This is a genomic window from Dactylosporangium sp. CA-052675 (assembly GCF_050947935.1).
Lineage (GTDB): Bacteria > Actinomycetota > Actinomycetes > Mycobacteriales > Micromonosporaceae > Dactylosporangium.
Map to the genome: position 1 here is coordinate 2091098 of NZ_CP192010.1, position 16649 is coordinate 2107746.

Below are 16649 nucleotides of genomic sequence, written 5' to 3' on the forward strand. Positions count from 1 at the left end.
CGGCTCACGACATGCTCCAACGGGTGTTGTCTCAGACAGAAGGAGAGAACAGACACACGGAAGCCGTGGCGGGTGATCTGCTGTTACCGGCCACGACTGGAGGGATCGCTACTTCGCACAGCGATCACCTCCTGGGAGCAGCTGCCGTGCCGGACGGTCAGCGGAAGGGACCCAGCCGTCGATACGGCCGGGTGCCGGACGGCCCCAATGCTACGCCCTGTCGCCGAACCCGGCATCAGCCGCCCGGCGCATTGGGACCTACCATGCGGTAACACCTACGCTCCCTACAGATTTCCACGAGCTTGGAGAGGCGGCACCGTGGCGAGGACCGTACTGGTCACCGGCGGCAACCGGGGCATCGGACTGGCGATCGCGCAGGCGTTTGCCAAGCAGGGTGACCGCGTGGCGGTGACGCACCGCGGTTCCGGGGCGCCGGAGGGTCTGTTCGGCGTGCAGTGTGACATCACCGACAGTGCTGCCGTGGACGCCGCCTTCACCGAGGTCGAGAACGCGCTCGGCCCGGTCGAGGTGCTCGTCGCCAACGCCGGCGTCACCCAGGACACGCTGCTGCTGCGCATGAGCGAGGAGCAGTTCACCGGCGTCGTGGACACCAACCTGACCGGCTCGTTCCGCTGCGCCAAGCGCGCCGCGAGCAAGATGCTGCGCGCCCGCTGGGGCCGCATCGTGTTCATCTCCTCGGTCGTGGGCCTCTACGGCAGCCCCGGCCAGGTGAACTACGCGGCCAGCAAGGCCGGACTCGTGGGCATGGCCCGATCGATCACCCGCGAGCTCGGCAGCCGCAACATCACCGCCAACGTGGTCGCGCCCGGCTTCATCGAGACGGACATGACGGCGGTCCTGCCGGAGGCGACGCAGGCCGAGTACAGGAAGAACATCCCGCTGGGGCGCATGGCGAAGCCCGAGGAGGTCGCCGACGTGGTGACGTTCCTGGCCAGCGACGCCGCCGCCTACATCACCGGCGCCGTCATCCCCGTGGACGGCGGCCTGGGCATGGGCCACTGACGACTTTTTTCTGAGGGAGATTGCGCAATCATGGGTGGACTGCTCGAAGGCAAACGCCTGCTGATCACCGGCATCATCACGGACCAGTCGATCGCCTTCGCCGCCGCGAAACTCGCCCAGGAGCAGGGCGCCAAGGTCGTGCTCACCGGCTTCGGCCGGCTGTCGCTGGTGGAGCGCATCGCCAAGCGGCTGCCGCAGGAGGCGCCGGTGATCGAGCTCGACGTGACCAACCAGGAGCACCTCGACGGCCTGGCCGACAAGGTGCGCGAGCACGTGGACGGCCTCGACGGCGTGCTGCACTCCATCGCCTTCGCCCCGGCGTCCTGCCTCGGCGGTGACTTCCTGACCGCCCCGTGGGAGGACGTGGCCACGGCGGTGCACGTGTCGACGTTCTCGTTCAAGTCGCTCGCCGTGGCCTGCCTGCCGCTCATGGGCACCGGCGGCTCGATCGTGGGCCTGGACTTCGACGCGACGCGGGCCTACCCCGTGTACGACTGGATGGGCGTGGCCAAGGCCGGCCTCGAGTCGACGTCGCGCTACCTGGCCCGCGAGCTCGGCCCGCGCGGCATCCGCGTGAACCTGGTGGCGGCGGGCCCGCTGCGCACGATGGCGGCGAAGTCGATCCCGGGCTTCGCGGTGTTCGAGGACAGCTGGGCGAAGGCCGCGCCGCTGGGCTGGGACCTCTACGACCAGGCGGCCGCGGGCAAGGCCTGCTGCGCGCTGATGTCGGACTGGTTCCCGGCCACGACGGGCGAGATCGTGCACGTCGACGGCGGCTACCACGCCATCGGCGGCACCTCCTGAGCATGATTGCTGCTCGGGTCCGCGTCACGAGCTGACCGTTGCTCCCGCCAGACAATGGGCGGCCCTGAAGGCCTTCGGCCGGGCAGGGCCGCCCAGCCAGGTCCGCGGGCCAAGGGCGAAGACCGCACCAGGCCCACGGGCCGCAGCGGCGGGCGCATCACCCAGGAGCACAATGGTGCGCGTGGCTTACGACGCGTTCCTCCTGCTCTCGTTCGGCGGTCCGGAAGGGCAGGACGACGTCCTGCCGTTCCTGGAAAACGTGACCCGCGGCCGGGGCATCCCGCGCGAGCGCCTGGAGGCCGTCGCGGGGCACTACCGGCACTTCGGCGGGGTCTCGCCGATCAACGCCCAGTGCCGCGAGCTGCTCGACGCGCTGCGGCCGCGGATCGACCTGCCGATCTACTGGGGCAACCGCAACTGGCACCCCATGCTCGCCGACACCGTGCGGCAGATGCGCGACGACGGCGTGCGGCACGCGATCGCCTTCGTCACCAGCGCCTACGGGTCGAACTCCTCCTGCCGGCAGTACCTCGACGACATCGACCGGGCCCGGGCCGAGGTGCCGGGCGCCCCGGTCATCGACAAGATCCGGCACTACCACGACCATCCCGGCTTCATCGAGCCGCACGCCGACGCGGTGCGGGCCGCCCTGGCCACCCTGCCCGGGAAGGCGCCCGCGCGGCTGGTGTTCACCGCGCACTCCATCCCGACCGCCATGAACGCGGCCAGCGGGCCCGGGGGCGTCGGGCGCTACCAGGCCCAGCTGCGCGAGGCCGCCGCTCTCGTCGCCGAGCGCGCCGCGCCCGGGCTGGCGTGGGACCTGGTGTGGCAGAGCCGCTCCGGGCCGCCGCAGGTGCCGTGGCTGGAGCCGGACGTCAACGACCACCTCGAGGCGCTCGCCGGGGACGGGGTCGGCGAGGTCGTCGTCAGCCCGGTCGGGTTCGTGTCCGATCATCTCGAGGTGCTCTGGGACCTCGACGAGGAGGCCGCGGCGACCGCGGCCCGGCTCGGGCTCGCCTACGCGCGGGCCGGGACGCCCGGCGCCGACCCGCGGTTCGCCGACATGGTCCGGGAGCTCGTCGAGGAGCGCGTCCTTGCTCACAGTAATGTGCGTCACGCGCTCGGAACCGTCCCCACCTGGGATTTCTGCCCGGACGACTGCTGCGTGTCACCGAAACGCGCATAGGTTCGAAACGTTGCTGAGGGAGTATGTTGCGCGTGAGAGAACGCAAGCCCATCGAGTCCTGGCTCACCGACATGGACGGGGTCCTCGTGCACGAGGGCGAGCCCGTGCCGGGCGCACCGGAGTTCGTCAACCGGCTGCGCTCGTCCGGCAAGCCGTTCCTGATCCTGACCAACAACTCGATCTACACCGCGCGTGACCTGCAGGCCCGGTTGCGCCGCATAGGGTTCGACGTGCCGGAGTCCGCGATCTGGACCTCCGCGCTGGCGACCGCCGAGTTCCTCGACACGCAGCGGCCGGGAGGCACCGCCTACGTCATCGGCGAGGCGGGGCTCACCACGGCGATGCACGAGGTCGGGTACATCCTCACCGACACCGAGCCCGACTACGTGGTGCTGGGCGAGACCCGGACGTACTCCTTCGAGGCCATCACCACCGCGATCCGCCTGATCAACAACGGCGCCCGGTTCATCTGCACCAACCCCGACGCCACCGGGCCGTCCAACGAGGGCGCGCTGCCGGCCTGCGGGGCGGTCGCCGCGCTGATCTCGAAGGCCACGGGGATCGAGCCGTACTTCATCGGCAAGCCCAACCCGATGATGATGCGCTCGGCCCTCAACAGCATCGACGCCCACTCCGAGACCACCGCCATGATCGGCGACCGCATGGACACCGACGTCCTGTGCGGGCTGGAGGCCGGCCTGGAGACCATCCTCGTGCTCAGCGGCATCAGCACGACGGCGGACGTGGAGCGCTACCCCTACCGCCCCTCGCGCATCATCCCGTCAGTGGCGCACCTGATCGACGAGGTCTGAGCTACAGCAGCGGGGCGTTGCAGGCGGCCACCAGGGCCCGGCGGCAGGCCGTGGTCAGGGGCCGCAGGGCGGCGTCGCGCTGCTGGACCTCGTAGCCGTTGACGGCGCCGCCCGGGGCCGCGTGCTCGGCCAGCGCCAGCACGCGGTCGAGGGTGCTGGCGCGCGCGTAGAGCCGCCGCGCCCGCGGGTCGTAGCCGGGTGGCAGGTCGGTCGCGCCGTCGGGCCTGCGGATGGCCTCGATCGCGCCCGCCAGCTCGGGGCGCCACTGGGCGATGTCGAGCTTGGCCAGGGTCCGGGTCGCCGTGACCAGCTCCGCGGAGAGCTCGGCCTCGGCCTCGGCCGCGGTCGGCTCGTGGGCCGGGGGGCGATCCTGCGGCAGGGCGAACACCTGCCAGCGCACGGTCTCGAACTCGTCGCCCGAGCCCGAGGTGTGCAGGCGGACCTCCGGCACGAAGCCCAGCGGGCCCGCGAGCACCCCCTCGCCGGCCAGCAGCGCCGCGCCCGTGAACGGGCCGGGGCCGGGCAGGCCGCGCGGGTCGCCGGGTGCGGGCAGGACCAGGCGTACCTCGTCCGGGTGCAGCTTCGACAGCGACGGCAGGGCGTCGGCGAGCGACACGTCGGTCCAGGTGCCGGGGACGTCGGAGACCATGTGCTCCTCGTCGCCGGAGATCTCGGCGGCGGCGTCGTCGCACGGCACCAGGCCGGCGCGCCACGCCCGGACCCATGCCACGAAACGCGCCGAGCGGCGCGCCTGGAGGGTCGCCGCGCGTGCTGCGGGGGACATGGGAGCAAGGGTACGTGCTGACGTGCCGGTATGTCTCGCAGGCGAACAGGCCGTCAGCCGATACGCTTCCCGCCCATGGATGTCCTGGCGAACAACGACTGGCGCCGCCGGCGGGCGGTTCCCGTGGTGGAGGCCGAGCTCGAGCTGGTCGTGGAGGACGCCGACTCGGGGTTCTGCGGGGCCGTGGTCGGCTTCGAGTTCGGCGCGGTCGTGCTGGAGGACCGGCACGGCAACCGGCGCAACTTCCCGCTCGACCCGGCCGCGTTCCTGCTCGAGGGGCGCCCGGTGACCCTGGTGCGGCCCGCGCCGCAGCGTGCCCGCCCGCAGCGGCAGCGCACCGCCTCGGGCTCGATCGCGGTGGCCGGGCACACCGCCCGGGTGGCCCGCCGCGGCCGGATCTGGGTCGAGGGCATCCACGACGCCGCCCTGGTCGAGCGCATCTGGGGCGACGACCTGCGCGTCGAGGGCGTGGTCGTGGAGCCGCTGGACGGCATCGACGAGCTCGCCGCCGCCGTCCGGGCGTTCGGGCCCGGGCCGGTGGCGCGGCTCGGGGTGCTCGTGGACCATCTGGTACCAGGCTCGAAGGAGAGCCGGATCGTCGCCTCGGTGCAGTCGCCGTACGTGCTCGTGACCGGGCACCCGTACGTCGACGTCTGGCAGGCCGTGAAGCCCGCGGCGCTCGGCATCCGGGCGTGGCCGGTCGTGCCGCCCGGGCAGCCCTGGAAGGAGGGCGTCTGCGCGGCTCTCGGGGTCGCCGAGCCGGCCGAGCTGTGGCGGCGCATCCTCGCCTCGGTGTCGAGCTTCCGGGACGTGGAGACGCCGCTGATCAACTCGATGGAGCGGCTCATCGACTTCGTGACCGAACCCGACGAAGACCTCTAGACCGGGCCTCTCGACCGGGCCTCTTCATCGGGCCTCTTCATCGGGCCTCTAGATCGGCCAGGGCTCGCGGGTGAACACGAAGGTCGCGATGTCCAGCGCGACCACCTCGCCCGACGGCGAGCGGCGCACCTGCAGGACCTCGCCGTCGTTCTCGCCGGAACGGCCCCGCCAGCGGTCCGCCGCGGGCCCGTCGGGCTCGAAGCGCCACGGCGTGTCGCCGGTGGTCAGCGGGGTCACCACGAGCGCGCCGTCCGCCCAGCCGGCCTCGTACTCGCGCCCCATCCACCACCAGCGCCCCGTCAGCGGCGCGATCTCGGCCGGCGGGGGCGGCCCCGGGGCCCACGGCGCCGGGCGGACCGGCTCGCGGTCCAGGACCGTCTCGAGCAGGTCGAGGCCGAAGGCGCTCAGCCCGCCGGGGTGATGCATGGTGTACGCGTTGGCGAAGGCGACCACCGCGGTCCGCGAGGGCCGGTGGGCCGCGAACACGGCCACGTAGCCGGGCATCGAGCCGCTGTGGCCCACGAACACCCGCTCGCCGCGCCGCCACAGCTGGATGCCGAGCCCGTGCCCCGCGCGCCACGACTCGAGGTCGCTGAGCACGAACGGCGCGCACATCTCGTCCATCGTCGCCGGGGCCAGCACCGCCGGGTCCGGGTCGGCCACGAACGCGGCCCAGCGCGCCAGGTCCTCGACGGTCGACCACAGCTGCCCGGCCGGGGCCATCGCGCCGGCGTCCGGGTGCGGCTCCTCGCGCATCCGGTCGAGCCAGGGGTGCATGACGTACCCGCGGGCGTACGGCTCGGCCGCGGCGTACGTGGTGCGCTCCAGCCCGAGCGGGCGCAGCAGCCGCTTGCCGAGCATCTCGGTCCAGTCCTCGCCGCCCAGCCGGCTCACCACCGCGCCGAGCAGGCCGTAGGCGAGGTTGGAGTAGTGGAAGCCGTGCAGCGGGGGGTACGCCACCTTGTCCGCGGTCAGCGTGGACAGGAACGTCTCCACGTCGGTGCCGCCGTTGCGCTCCCACCAGTCGCCGTCGGGCTCGCGCTGCACGCCGCCCGCGTGCCCGAGCAGTTGGCGCAGCGTCACCGCGCCCACCGGGGTGCCGGGCAGGTGGCGGTACAGCAGGTCGTCGAGGGCCAGCCGGCCCTCGTCGCGCAGGGCCAGCACGAGCGCGGCCGTCATGGTCTTCGTGATCGAGCCGATCCGGAACTGCGTCCCGGGCCGGAAGGGGCCGGCGTGCGCGGTGTGGGCCAGGGCGCCGTCGCGCACCACGCCCGCGACCAGCGTCGGCACCCGCGCGCCGGCGTGGGCGCGGGCGATGCGTGCATCGATGTGGGCGGTGGTCTCGGGCAGGAGGGGCACGGGGGTCACGATCAGCCCAACTGTCCACATCGCGCAAGGGTGGCGGGACTTTCGCAAGGTTCCCGCAACGGGCGGCCGCCGGAAGCGGCACGACGTGCATCGTCGTGACACGATCGAGGGGTGGATGTCTGGCTGATCGTCTGGCTGATCGTCGGCGCCGCGCTCGTCGCGGCGGAGATCTTCACGACCACATTCGTGCTGCTGATGTTCGCGATCGGCGCGTTCGCCGCCGCCGGGGCCGCCGCCCTGGGGGCCAACGAGCCGATCCAGGCCGCCGTCTTCGCCGTCGTGAGCGCGCTGTCCTTCGTGGCGGTGCGCCCCACGCTGCGCCGGTACATGCACCGCGACGAACGCGACACCCAGATGGGTGTCGAGGCCATCGAGGGCTCGATGGCGCTTGTGATGGAGGATGTGGACACCGACAGCGGCATGATCAAGATCGACGGGGAGTTGTGGCGGGCCCGCCCGTACGACGCCACGCAGACCTTCGCCGCGGGGGAGCGGGTCCGGGTGATCGAGATCAAGGGTGCCACCGCAATGGTGTGGAAGGACTGAGCCCAGTGGATCCAAGCGTGTTCCTGGCGGTGGTCGTCATCGCCGCCGCCCTCATCGCCATCATCACCGTCGTCAAGTCGGTGAAGGTGGTGCCGCAGCAGGTCGAGTACGTGGTGGAGCGGCTCGGGAAGTACAGCCGGACGCTCACGCCCGGCCTGAACATCCTCGTGCCCTTCATCGACTCCGTGCGCAACAAGGTCGACAAGCGGGAGGCGGTCGTCAACTTCCCGCCCCAGCCGGTCATCACGTCCGACAACCTGGTCGTCTCGATCGACACGGTGCTGTACTTCAAGGTCGTCGACTCCGTGCGCGCGACCTACGAGATCTTCTCCTACCTGCAGGCGATCGAGCAGCTGACCGTCACCACGCTGCGCAACGTGATCGGCTCCCTCGACCTGGAGAAGGCCCTCACGAGCCGCGACGAGATCAACCGGCACCTCTCCGGGGTGCTGGACGAGACGACGGGCCGCTGGGGCATCAAGGTCACCCGCGTCGAGATCAAGGCGATCGAGCCCCCGCCGAGCATCCGCGACTCCATGGAGAAGCAGATGCGCGCCGAGCGCGACCGCCGCGCCGCGATCCTGCACGCCGAGGGCCTCAAGCAGTCGCAGATCCTGACCGCCGAGGGTGAGAAGCAGGCCGCGGTCCTGCGGGCCGAGGGTGAGCGGCAGTCCCGCATCCTGACCGCCGAGGGCCAGGCGAAGGCCATCCGGACCGTCGTGGACTCCATCCACCTGGCGAACCCGGACTCGAAGGTCATGGCGTACCAGTACCTGCAGTCCCTGCCGCAGATCGCCGCCGGCCAGTCGAACAAGCTGTGGATCCTCCCGGTCGAGCTCACCAAGGCCCTGGAGGGCATCGGGGGCGCCCTGGGCGGGATGAGCACCATGTCGAACGAGGAGCGCTCGCGCCACGTCGACCAGTCCTCGGTCGAGGAGGCCGAGTCCGAGGAGGTCCTGGAGGCCCGGCGCGCCGCGGAGGAGGCCGCCGCGGCGGCCAACGCCGAGGCGGCGGCGGCCGCGGCCCAGGTGTCGGGCGACCAGCCGACGCGCGAGCTGCCCGGCTCCCCGGGCGCGGCGGCCCCGGCGTTCGGCTCCCTGCCCACGGAGCAGCGCGACAACGCCTGATCGCACGGGTTCGAGGGCCGTCCGGTCCGCCCGGGCGGCCCTCGCCGTCGTCGCAGCGCGATGGCGTCCGGGGCCGGGGTCATCGCCGGCACCGTGAACCCCGCGGCGCGCACGGCGGCCGGCGCCGGCGGCCACGGCTCCGGGCGCGCGTAGGGAGGACGCGTTGTCGGTGCGGACCCCCCACCGGGACGCGGCGAGGCAGCGCGGCCGGCGTTCGGGGAGGGTCCGGATCACGGGTGTTCGGCGCGGCTGAGTTCCCAGAAGGCGACGGCCGCCGCGTTGGCGACGTTGAGCGAGTCGACGCCGCGATGCATGGGGATGACGATGCGGGCGTCGCTGGCGTCGAGGGCGCCGCCGGTGAGGCCGGGGCCCTCGGCGCCGAGGAGCAGGGCGGGCTTTTCGCGTTGTGCCGTGGTGAGGCGTTGGATGGGCACGGCGTCGGCGGCCGGGGTGAGCGCGAGCACGGTGAAGCCGGCTTTCCGCACGTCGGCGAGCGCGTCGGGCCATGGGTGGAGGTGGGCGTAGGGGACGGCGAAGACTTCGCCCATGCTGACGCGGACGCTGCGGCGGTACAGCGGGTCGGCGCAGGTGGGGGAGAGCAGCACGGCGTCCATGCCGAGGGCTGCCGCGCTTCGGAAGAGGGCGCCGAGATTGGTGTGGTTGTTGATATTTTCCAGGATGGCGAGTCGTCGCGCGGTCCCGAGGATCGCTTCGGCGCCGAGCTCGGGTTTGCGGTGGAACGAGGCCAGGACGCCCCGATGCACGTGGAAGCCGGTGATGGCCTCGAGCGTCGCCTGGTCGCCGGTGTACACGGGTACGTCCACCAGGTTCAGGTCGTCGAGTTGCGAGACGCGTTTGGTGTCGATGAGGACCGAGCGGAGCCGGTAGCCGGCTCGGAGGGCTCGGCGCAGGACGAGTTCTCCTTCCGCGATGAACAGGCCGTTGGGTGGCTCCCAGCGGGTCCGGAGCTCGACGTCGGTGAGTGCCCGGTAGTCGGCGAGCCGCTCATCCAGCGGGGTGGTGATCATTTCCGTGGCCTGCACCAGGTCGATTCTGCCGTGCGGGACGCGAGGGCCACCAACCGCGGCCGACGTCGGCCATCGGTCTCGTGTCGATCAGGACCGTGGGGGTCGGCCGGGTCCTCGCCGTCCGTTCGGTGCGGTGGCCATCGGGCGGCACCGCGGGCATGGCTTCGACCTCGCCGTCGCGATCCAGCACCCTTACGCCAGGGCCGCTGCGGTGCCGGTGCCGGGCGGCAGGCCGCGCAGACGGGCGGCGTCCTGGCTCGGCGGTGCGCCGAATTGGCGGCGGTACTCGCGGCTGAACTGTGAGGGGCTGTCGTAGCCGACGCGGTGGCCGATGCCGGCGACGTCGTCGGGGTGGGTGGCGAGCAGCAGCCGGGCCTGCTGGAGGCGGATCTGTTTCTGGAACTGGATCGGGCTCATCGCGGTGACGGCTTGGAAGTTGCGGTAGAACGCGGACACGCTCATGCCGGACAGCTGCGCCACGTCCTCGACGCGGAAGGCTTGTGCGTAGTGCTCGCGGATCCAGCCGACCGCGCGGGCGATGTGGGTGAGGCTGCTGTCGGCGAGGCCGAGCTGGCGGACGACGGCACCCTGCTCGCCGGTGATGAGCCGCCAGAGGATCTCCCGTTTGATCATCGGTGCGAGCACGGCCCGGTCACGTGGCTGTTCGAGCAGGCGCAGGAGCCGGATCACCGCGTCGAGCAGCTCGCCGGACGCGGTGCTGACGGCGAGGGCGGACGGCGTGCCGCCGCCGGCGGGCAGGAGGTCGCCGGGGGCCGCTTGCAGCAGCAGCTCGGCGATCATGCGCGGGTGCAGGATCAGGCCGAACCCGGCGGCGGGCACCTCGGTGAAGTGGCCGGTGACCGGCAGGTCGACCGAGGCGACGAGGTACTGCCCGGCGCGGTACTCGTACACACGGTCGCCGAGCGCGAGCCGTTTCGCGCCCCGGGCGATGAGTGCCAGCACCGTGCCGGACGTCGACGACGACGGCGGCTGCGGCTGGTCGACCTGCGAGATCAGGACGTCGTCGATGGCGGTGGTCTGGTCGGGCCGCACGTGCCGGGCGAGCAGGGTGCGCAACTCGTCGAGGGCCATGACCCCGATTCAAGCACCGCACGATACTCGCCGCAACGATAGGATCAGGCAAGAGGTCAAGAGCATCGTTCTAACGTTTCCGCAGGTAGCGATGATTACATGGGCTGGTCGATATCCCAGGAGCGCACAACAGCTCCACGAAAAGGAGAGTCCCATGAGCGTCGCCCACGGCTTCCACGCCACCATGACCGCGCAGCCCGGAAAGGGTGACGAGCTGGTCGAGCTCCTGCTCAACGCGCCGTCTCTGCCGAACGAGGACTGCATCGTCTTCCTGGTCGGCCGCTCGGCCGGCGACCCGGACACCGTCTTCGTCACCGAAGGGTGGACCAGCCAGGAGGCCCACAGCCGGTTCTTCGCGACCGAGCCGGCGCAGGCGCTGGTCGCGCGGCTCCAGCCGCTGCTGGCCGGCGAGCCGCAGTACACCGACGAGGTTCCGGCCGGCGGCAAGGCCGCCTTCTGAGATCGACCGGACCCGACGGCAACCCGACCACGAGCCAAGGAGCCCACCGTGACACCGGCCCGCCCCGACATCGACCCCGAGCTGCGCGCCCTCCTCGCCGGCGTTCCGCTCGCCTCCGAGCTCACCTCCGAGACGCTCGCACAGGTCCGCCACTTCGCTGCGGCGCCCGTCGAGCCCTTCCTCGAGGGTCGCGCCGTCACCCGGCGCGAGATCACCGTCCCGAGCCCCGACGGCGCCCAGATCCCACTGTCGATCTTCGCTCCCGCGTGGGCCGACCCCTCCACGACGGCGCCGTGCGTCTACTGGATGCACGGCGGCGGGATGGTCATGGGCGATCGCTTCTCACAGCTCGACATCCCCCTCGAATGGCTCGACCTGTTCGGGGCCGTGGTGGTCTCCGTGGACTACCGGCTCGCGCCGGAGGCCACCGGCACGACCCTGGTCGACGACTGCTACCAGGGTCTGCTGTGGACCGCCGCGCACGCCGGCGAGCTCGGCATCGACCCGTCCCGCATCGTCGTCGCGGGTGCCAGCGCCGGTGGTGGCCTCACCGCCGGGGTCACCCTGATGGCCCGCGACCGCGGCACCCCCGCGATCACCGCGCAAATGCTGATCTACCCGATGCTCGACCACCGCAACAACACCACCTCGAGCCGGCAGTACTCCGGCGGCCCCGGCGTCTGGACCCGCGAGATGAACGAGTTCGGATGGCGGTCCGTGCTCGGCGACCGCACCGCCGGCAACGTGCCCGGCTACGTCTCGCCGGCCGTCGCCGACGACCTCTCGGGCCTGCCGACCACGTACATCGACGCCGGCACCGCCGAGGTCTTCCGCGACGAGGACGTCGACTACGCCACCCGGATCTGGGCCGCCGGCGGCCAGGCGGAGCTGCACATCTGGGCGGGGGGCTGCCACGGATTCGACGCGCTGTACCCCAACGCGCGGGTCTCCACCGCCGCGCGCCGCACCCGCAACGACTGGCTCGCGCGGGTGCTGGGCCCGGCCGCGGAAGCCTAGGCGCGCACCGTGGCGACAGTCGACTAGGACGGCGTGGCCGCGCAACACGTTCGGCTTCCCGGCCGGTAACGCCGGATTCGGCCGGATGGCGGCGTTCGGGGACGCGCGCCCGCGCTCGCCGGCACGGCCGGCCGCGGCCGGAGGATGCTCGCTGCGACACGGGCGGGTGATCCTGCGGGCGCGTCGCCGAGCACGGAGCGCAGGCGGTAGCCGGCTCGCGGCGGCGCAGGACGCCGCGGCACCGCCGCGCCGGGCGGGGCCGGTGCGCGCGTGTGCCATCCTCGGCTCGGGTGCGAACCGTCGCTGAGGAGGAGCGTGGACTTCCGGATCCTGGGGCCGTTGGAGGTTGTCGTCGCGGGGGCGGCGGTGCCGCTCGGCGGGGCCAAGCCGCGGGCCGTGCTCATCGCGCTGTTGCTGCACCCCGGCCGGTACGTCGCCGCCGACCGGCTCATCGCCGACGTCTGGGGCGACGACCCGCCCCCGAGCGCGGTGAACGCGCTGCAGAGCTACATGTCGCGGCTGCGGCGGGCGCTCGGCCGCGACGCGCTGGGCCACCACGCGGGCGGGTACCGCGTGGTGGCCGACGCCGCACAGATCGACGCCCATCGCTTCGAGGCCGGCCTCTCCGGCGCCCGGGCCGCGCTGGCCGGCGGCGACCCGGCCGGCGCGCTCGCCGCCGCCGAGGCGGCCCTGCGGCTGTGGCGCGGCCCGGCGCTGCTGGACGTGGCGGGCGAGCTGTTCGCCCAGGCCCAGATCGCGCGCCTCACCGAGCTGCGGCGGGTCGCCGAGGACGTGCGCGTCGAGTGCCTGCTCGCGCTCGGGCGCACGGCCGAGGCGGTGGCCCGCTCGGCCGAGGTCGTGGCCGGAGAGCCGCTGCGGGAGCGCAGCCGCGCGCACCTCATGCTGGGGCTGTACCGCGCCGGGCGCCCGGCCGAGGCCCTGGCCGCCTACCATGAGCTGCGCGCCCTGCTGGCCGAGCAGTTCGGCCTCGACCCGGGCGAGGAGCTGCAGGCGCTGGCCGGGGCGATGCTGCGCCAGGACCCCGCGCTGGCGTGCGCGCCGGTCCCCGCGCTGGCCCCCGCGCCGGCCCCCGCGCTGGCCCCCGCGCCGGCCGCGGAGCCGGCCGCCGTCTCCGTTCCCGCCCCCGCGCCGGTCAACGCGATCCCGCCCGGCCTCGACCGCTTCGTCGGGCGGGAGCGGGAGCGCGCCGAGGTCCGGGCGCTGCTCGACGAGCACCGGCTGGTCACCGTCACCGGCCCCGGCGGCGTCGGCAAGACCCGGCTCGCCATGGAGCTGTGCCGGGGCCTGGCCGCCGAGGTGCGCCTCGCCGAGCTCGCCGGCGTCGAGGACGGCACGCTGCTGGAGCCGGCGCTGACGCAGGCGTTCGGGCTGGCGGTGCCGACCGGCGTGGACGGGATCGCCGAGGCCGTCGGCGACCGGCCGGTCGTGCTGCTGCTGGACAACGGCGAGCAGCTCCTCGCCGCGCTGGCCGGGGTGGTCCGCCGCCTGCTGGCCGAGGCGCCGGGCCTGCGCGTCCTGCTCACGTCCCGCTCGCCGCTGAGCATCGCGGGGGAGCGGTCGTACGCGGTGCCGCCGCTGCCCGCGGGCACGGCCGCGGTGGAGCTCTTCCTGGACCGCGCCGCGGCCGTCGCGCCCGGCTGGACCTGCGGCGAGGCCGAGCGGGCGGTCGTCGCGGCCCTCTGCGAGCGCCTCGACGGGCTGCCGCTGGCCGTCGAGCTGGCCGCGGCCCAGGTGCTCGCGCTCTCCCCCGCGCAGATCCTGGACCGGCTCGACGACCCGCGGGCGCTGGTCAGCCCGCGGCGTGACGTCGACGAGCGGCACCGCAGCCTCGACGGCGCCGTCGATGCCACCTACCGGCTGCTGGACGGCCCGCAGCGGGAGCTCTTCGCGCGGCTCAGCGTCTTCGCGGGCCCGTTCGACCTCGACGCCGTCGAGCGGGTCGCCGGAACCGGCGGCGGCGTGCTCGCGCCGCTGACCGGGCTGATCACCACGTCGCTCGTCACGGTGCTGCCGGTCGCCGGGCCCCGGCGCTATCGCATGCTGCGGACCCTGCGGCAGTACGCCGAGCGCCGCCTCACCCCCGACGGCCGCGCCGAGCTGCGCCGCCGCCACCTCGCGTGGTCCTGCGAGCTCGCCGCGGAGGCCGACCGGGCGCTGCGCGGGCCGGACGCGCCCCGGTGGTTCCGCGCCGTCGCGGCCAAGCAGGACGACGCGCGCGCCGCCCTCGCCCACGGGCTGGAGGACCCCGACGGCGCCGAGGCCGCGCTGCGGCTGGCCGGCGACCTGAGCTGGTTCTGGTACCGCGGCGGCCACATCGTCGAGGGCCTGCGCTGGCTGCAGGCCACGCTCGCCGCCGCCCCGGACGCGGCCGAGGACGCCCGGGCGAGGGCGCTCACCGGGGTCGCCTGCCTGCGGTACCTCGCCGGCGACCTGCCGGCCAGCGGCGCCGCGATCCGGGCCGCGCTGGAGCTGGCCCGGGAGGGCGGGGCCCCCGCCACGCTGGCCCGCGCGGCGGTCTACCACACCCTGCTGCTGGGCCTGTCGGGCCGCGCCGAGGAGGGCCGCCGGGCGGGGGAGGAGGCGCACGCCCTGGCGGTGGCGTGCGGCGAGGACTGGCTGCTGGCCGAGGCCCTCATCAGCATCGGCCACGTCGCCTGGGCCGGCGGCGACCTGGAGGGTGCCGCCGCCGCGCTCGACGAGGCGATCGAGGCCGGCACCCGCAGCGGCTTCGCCTGGTCCGCCTCCTCCGCCCGGTGGATGCGGGCCGAGCTGGCGCTGGGCGCCGGGGCCTACGAGGAGGCGCTGCGCCTGGCCGCCCGGGCGGTGGCCGACCTCGACGAGCAGGACGACGTGACCGGCTGGCTGGCCACCGCGCACCTGCTGGCGGGCGCGCTCGCGCACACCGGCCGGCCCGCCGACGGCGCCGTGCTGCTCGGCGCGGTCGACGCGCTCGGCGGCCGGGTCGGCTACGCCCCGGAGCGCATGGACCCGCGCAACGCGCCCGGCCACGTCGAGGCGGTCGCGTCCCGGCTCGACCCGGACGCCTACGCCGCGGCGCTCGCGCGGGGCCGGCGGATGGACCGGGCCGCGGTCCGCGCCCACCTGGAAGCCCTCGACCGGCGCTCCTAGCGGGGCCGCGGGCCGGTTGCACGCGGGCTGCACGCCGGCTGCACGCGGCCGGGTCCAGCCTGGTGGCCGGACGGGAAGCCCCGTCAATCCGTCACGACACCAAGGAGATCCCATGAAGATCACGGTCAAGAAGGTCGAGCGCATCGAGGCCACGCGGGTCCACCCGGACCCGGAGAACAAGGTCGTCGGCGCGCTGTAGCGCATGTCCGGCCGGCCCGGCCTCGGTGCCGGGCCGGCCGGCCCCCTTCCCGCCCGGCAGTGCATCCCCGAGAGGAGGGCCGATGCGGCCCAGGCTCAAACCCATTTCCGTCGTCCGGCGCCCCGCCGAGGTGGTGCTCGTCGGGCGTTCCCTGGAGCTGACGTACCTCGCCGACCCCGACGGCAGCGTCGCGGCGCTGCTGGAGGTCCTGGCCCGCGGCGCGCACCCCGTCGCCGCGCTGCCGGGCGCCATGCGCGAGCGCGGCTACACCGTCACCGAGGCCGACATGGCGGCCGCCGTCACCGCCCTCGACGAGGTCGGCGTGCTGCTGCCGGCCGACTCCGACGCCGGGCTCGACCCGGACACCCTGCGGCGCTACGAGAGCAACCTGCGCTTCTACGACCTCTTCGCCGGCCTGCGCCGCCCCGGCGCGGCCTTCCACCGGGCCATGCGCGACGCCGACGTGCTGCTGCTCGGCGCCGGCGGGGTGGGCAGCGGGGTCCTGCAGTCCCTGGTCGGCCTCGGGGCCGGGCGGGTCCGGCTGGTCGACTTCGACATGGTCGAGGAGAAGAACCTGGCCCGGCAGTTCGCCTACGCCCACGGCGACGTCGGGCGGGCCAAGGTGGACGCGGCGCGGGACTGGGCGGCGCGCTACTCCCCGGGGACCACGGCCGTCGAGGCCGTGCACGAGCGGATCGCCGACGCCGCCACGATCCGCCGGCTCGGCGCGGGCGCGTCCGTCGTGGTGAGCTGCATCGACTCCCCGCCCGACATCCAGCTGCTGGTCAACGAGGCCTGCTTCGGGCTGGGCGTGCCGTTCGTGACCGGCGGCCTGCAGTACTCGACCCTGTTCTACTGGTCGGTGGAGCCCGGGGTCAGCCCGTGCCGGCTGTGCCTGGAGCTCAACCGCGCCGACGAGGGAGCGGCGGCGGAGCCCGGGCAGTCGGTCCTGCTGTCGGGGGAGTTCGTCAACCGGGCCACCGGGCCGGTCGCGCAGGTGCTCGCCGGGTTCATGGCGCTGGAGACCGGGCGGTACCTGACCCGCACCGACCCGCCGGTGGCGGCGGCGACGTACCACACCTTCGAGCTGGCCGACGGGATGCGCACGACCCGGGAGCCGTGGCCGCGGCACCCGGCCTGCGCCCTGTGCGGCCCCGCGGCGGCGGCCTGA

Annotated in this window: 15 protein-coding genes; 11 read left to right on the forward strand and 4 right to left on the reverse strand. The window is 73.8% G+C overall.

Going from position 1 to position 16649, the window contains the following annotated elements; all coding sequences use genetic code 11:
- Positions 1-318: 318 nt before the first annotated feature.
- From fabG to ACQP1P_RS09430, 4 genes are all read left to right on the forward strand, one after another.
- Positions 319-1023 (forward strand): 3-oxoacyl-[acyl-carrier-protein] reductase, encoded by a 705-nt coding sequence (gene fabG, locus ACQP1P_RS09415; RefSeq protein WP_433085044.1) that lies wholly within the window; start codon positions 319-321, stop codon positions 1021-1023.
- 30 nt (positions 1024-1053) lie between these two features.
- Positions 1054-1827, forward strand: a complete 774-nt coding sequence (fabI, locus tag ACQP1P_RS09420; RefSeq protein WP_433085046.1) for an enoyl-ACP reductase FabI — start codon at positions 1054-1056, stop codon at positions 1825-1827.
- 181 nt (positions 1828-2008) lie between these two features.
- Entirely contained in the window at positions 2009-3013 is a 1005-nt protein-coding gene (locus ACQP1P_RS09425) for a ferrochelatase (RefSeq protein WP_433085048.1), read from the forward strand.
- Positions 3014-3036: 23 nt separating this feature from the next.
- Positions 3037-3825, forward strand: a complete 789-nt coding sequence (locus tag ACQP1P_RS09430) for an HAD-IIA family hydrolase (RefSeq protein ID WP_350615321.1) — start codon at positions 3037-3039, stop codon at positions 3823-3825.
- Between the two features lies 1 nt (position 3826).
- Here the strand turns inward: ACQP1P_RS09430 and ACQP1P_RS09435 are convergent, their stop codons facing one another.
- The gene (locus ACQP1P_RS09435; RefSeq protein WP_433085050.1) at positions 3827-4609 is read right to left on the reverse strand and encodes a hypothetical protein; all 783 of its coding nucleotides are present in this window, start codon (positions 4607-4609) and stop codon (positions 3827-3829) included.
- Positions 4610-4684: 75 nt separating this feature from the next.
- Here ACQP1P_RS09435 and ACQP1P_RS09440 point away from each other — a divergent pair, with 75 nt between their 5' ends.
- Complete coding sequence (locus ACQP1P_RS09440) at positions 4685-5491, forward strand: DUF3097 domain-containing protein (protein ID WP_433085052.1); 807 nt, start codon at positions 4685-4687, stop codon at positions 5489-5491.
- A gap of 48 nt (positions 5492-5539) precedes the next feature.
- On the opposite strand, the gene ACQP1P_RS09445 is transcribed toward ACQP1P_RS09440, so the two are convergent.
- Positions 5540-6850, reverse strand: coding sequence for a serine hydrolase domain-containing protein (locus ACQP1P_RS09445; RefSeq protein ID WP_433089937.1), 1311 nt, complete (start codon positions 6848-6850; stop codon positions 5540-5542).
- A 120-nt stretch (positions 6851-6970) separates the two neighbouring features.
- On the opposite strand from ACQP1P_RS09445, the gene ACQP1P_RS09450 reads away from it, so the two are divergent.
- Complete coding sequence (locus tag ACQP1P_RS09450) at positions 6971-7405, forward strand: NfeD family protein (RefSeq protein ID WP_433085054.1); 435 nt, start codon at positions 6971-6973, stop codon at positions 7403-7405.
- Between the two features lie 5 nt (positions 7406-7410).
- Complete coding sequence (locus tag ACQP1P_RS09455) at positions 7411-8532, forward strand: SPFH domain-containing protein (RefSeq protein WP_433085056.1); 1122 nt, start codon at positions 7411-7413, stop codon at positions 8530-8532.
- A 230-nt stretch (positions 8533-8762) separates the two neighbouring features.
- On the opposite strand, the gene ACQP1P_RS09460 is transcribed toward ACQP1P_RS09455, so the two are convergent.
- Positions 8763-9560 (reverse strand): TrmH family RNA methyltransferase, encoded by a 798-nt coding sequence (locus tag ACQP1P_RS09460; protein ID WP_433085058.1) that lies wholly within the window; start codon positions 9558-9560, stop codon positions 8763-8765.
- A gap of 192 nt (positions 9561-9752) precedes the next feature.
- Positions 9753-10652 (reverse strand): AraC family transcriptional regulator, encoded by a 900-nt coding sequence (locus ACQP1P_RS09465; protein ID WP_433085060.1) that lies wholly within the window; start codon positions 10650-10652, stop codon positions 9753-9755.
- A gap of 154 nt (positions 10653-10806) precedes the next feature.
- On the opposite strand from ACQP1P_RS09465, the gene ACQP1P_RS09470 reads away from it, so the two are divergent.
- The 4 genes from ACQP1P_RS09470 (at position 10807) to ACQP1P_RS09485 (ending at position 16649) form a co-directional block, all read left to right on the forward strand.
- Positions 10807-11112, forward strand: coding sequence for a putative quinol monooxygenase (locus tag ACQP1P_RS09470; protein ID WP_433085062.1), 306 nt, complete (start codon positions 10807-10809; stop codon positions 11110-11112).
- Positions 11113-11160: 48 nt separating this feature from the next.
- Positions 11161-12129, forward strand: coding sequence for an alpha/beta hydrolase (locus tag ACQP1P_RS09475; RefSeq protein WP_433085064.1), 969 nt, complete (start codon positions 11161-11163; stop codon positions 12127-12129).
- 315 nt (positions 12130-12444) lie between these two features.
- Positions 12445-15279, forward strand: a complete 2835-nt coding sequence (locus ACQP1P_RS09480) for an AfsR/SARP family transcriptional regulator (protein WP_433085066.1) — start codon at positions 12445-12447, stop codon at positions 15277-15279.
- Positions 15280-15560: 281 nt separating this feature from the next.
- Positions 15561-16649: a HesA/MoeB/ThiF family protein gene (locus tag ACQP1P_RS09485; RefSeq protein ID WP_433085068.1), complete on the forward strand. Its 1089-nt coding sequence runs from the start codon at positions 15561-15563 to the stop codon at positions 16647-16649.

Bases quoted from the DNA above. Each gene is read 5' to 3' on its own strand.
- ACQP1P_RS09485 (WP_433085068.1), top strand. From the start codon at position 15,561: ATGCGGCCCAGGCTCAAACCCATTTCCGTCGTCCGGCGCCCCGCCGAG.
- ACQP1P_RS09460 (WP_433085058.1), bottom strand. From the start codon at position 9,560: ATGATCACCACCCCGCTGGATGAGCGGCTCGCCGACTACCGGGCACTC.
- ACQP1P_RS09430 (WP_350615321.1), top strand. From the start codon at position 3,037: ATGTTGCGCGTGAGAGAACGCAAGCCCATCGAGTCCTGGCTCACCGAC.
- fabI (WP_433085046.1), top strand. From the start codon at position 1,054: ATGGGTGGACTGCTCGAAGGCAAACGCCTGCTGATCACCGGCATCATC.
- ACQP1P_RS09470 (WP_433085062.1), top strand. From the start codon at position 10,807: ATGAGCGTCGCCCACGGCTTCCACGCCACCATGACCGCGCAGCCCGGA.
- ACQP1P_RS09435 (WP_433085050.1), bottom strand. From the start codon at position 4,609: ATGTCCCCCGCAGCACGCGCGGCGACCCTCCAGGCGCGCCGCTCGGCG.
- ACQP1P_RS09440 (WP_433085052.1), top strand. From the start codon at position 4,685: ATGGATGTCCTGGCGAACAACGACTGGCGCCGCCGGCGGGCGGTTCCC.
- ACQP1P_RS09465 (WP_433085060.1), bottom strand. From the start codon at position 10,652: ATGGCCCTCGACGAGTTGCGCACCCTGCTCGCCCGGCACGTGCGGCCC.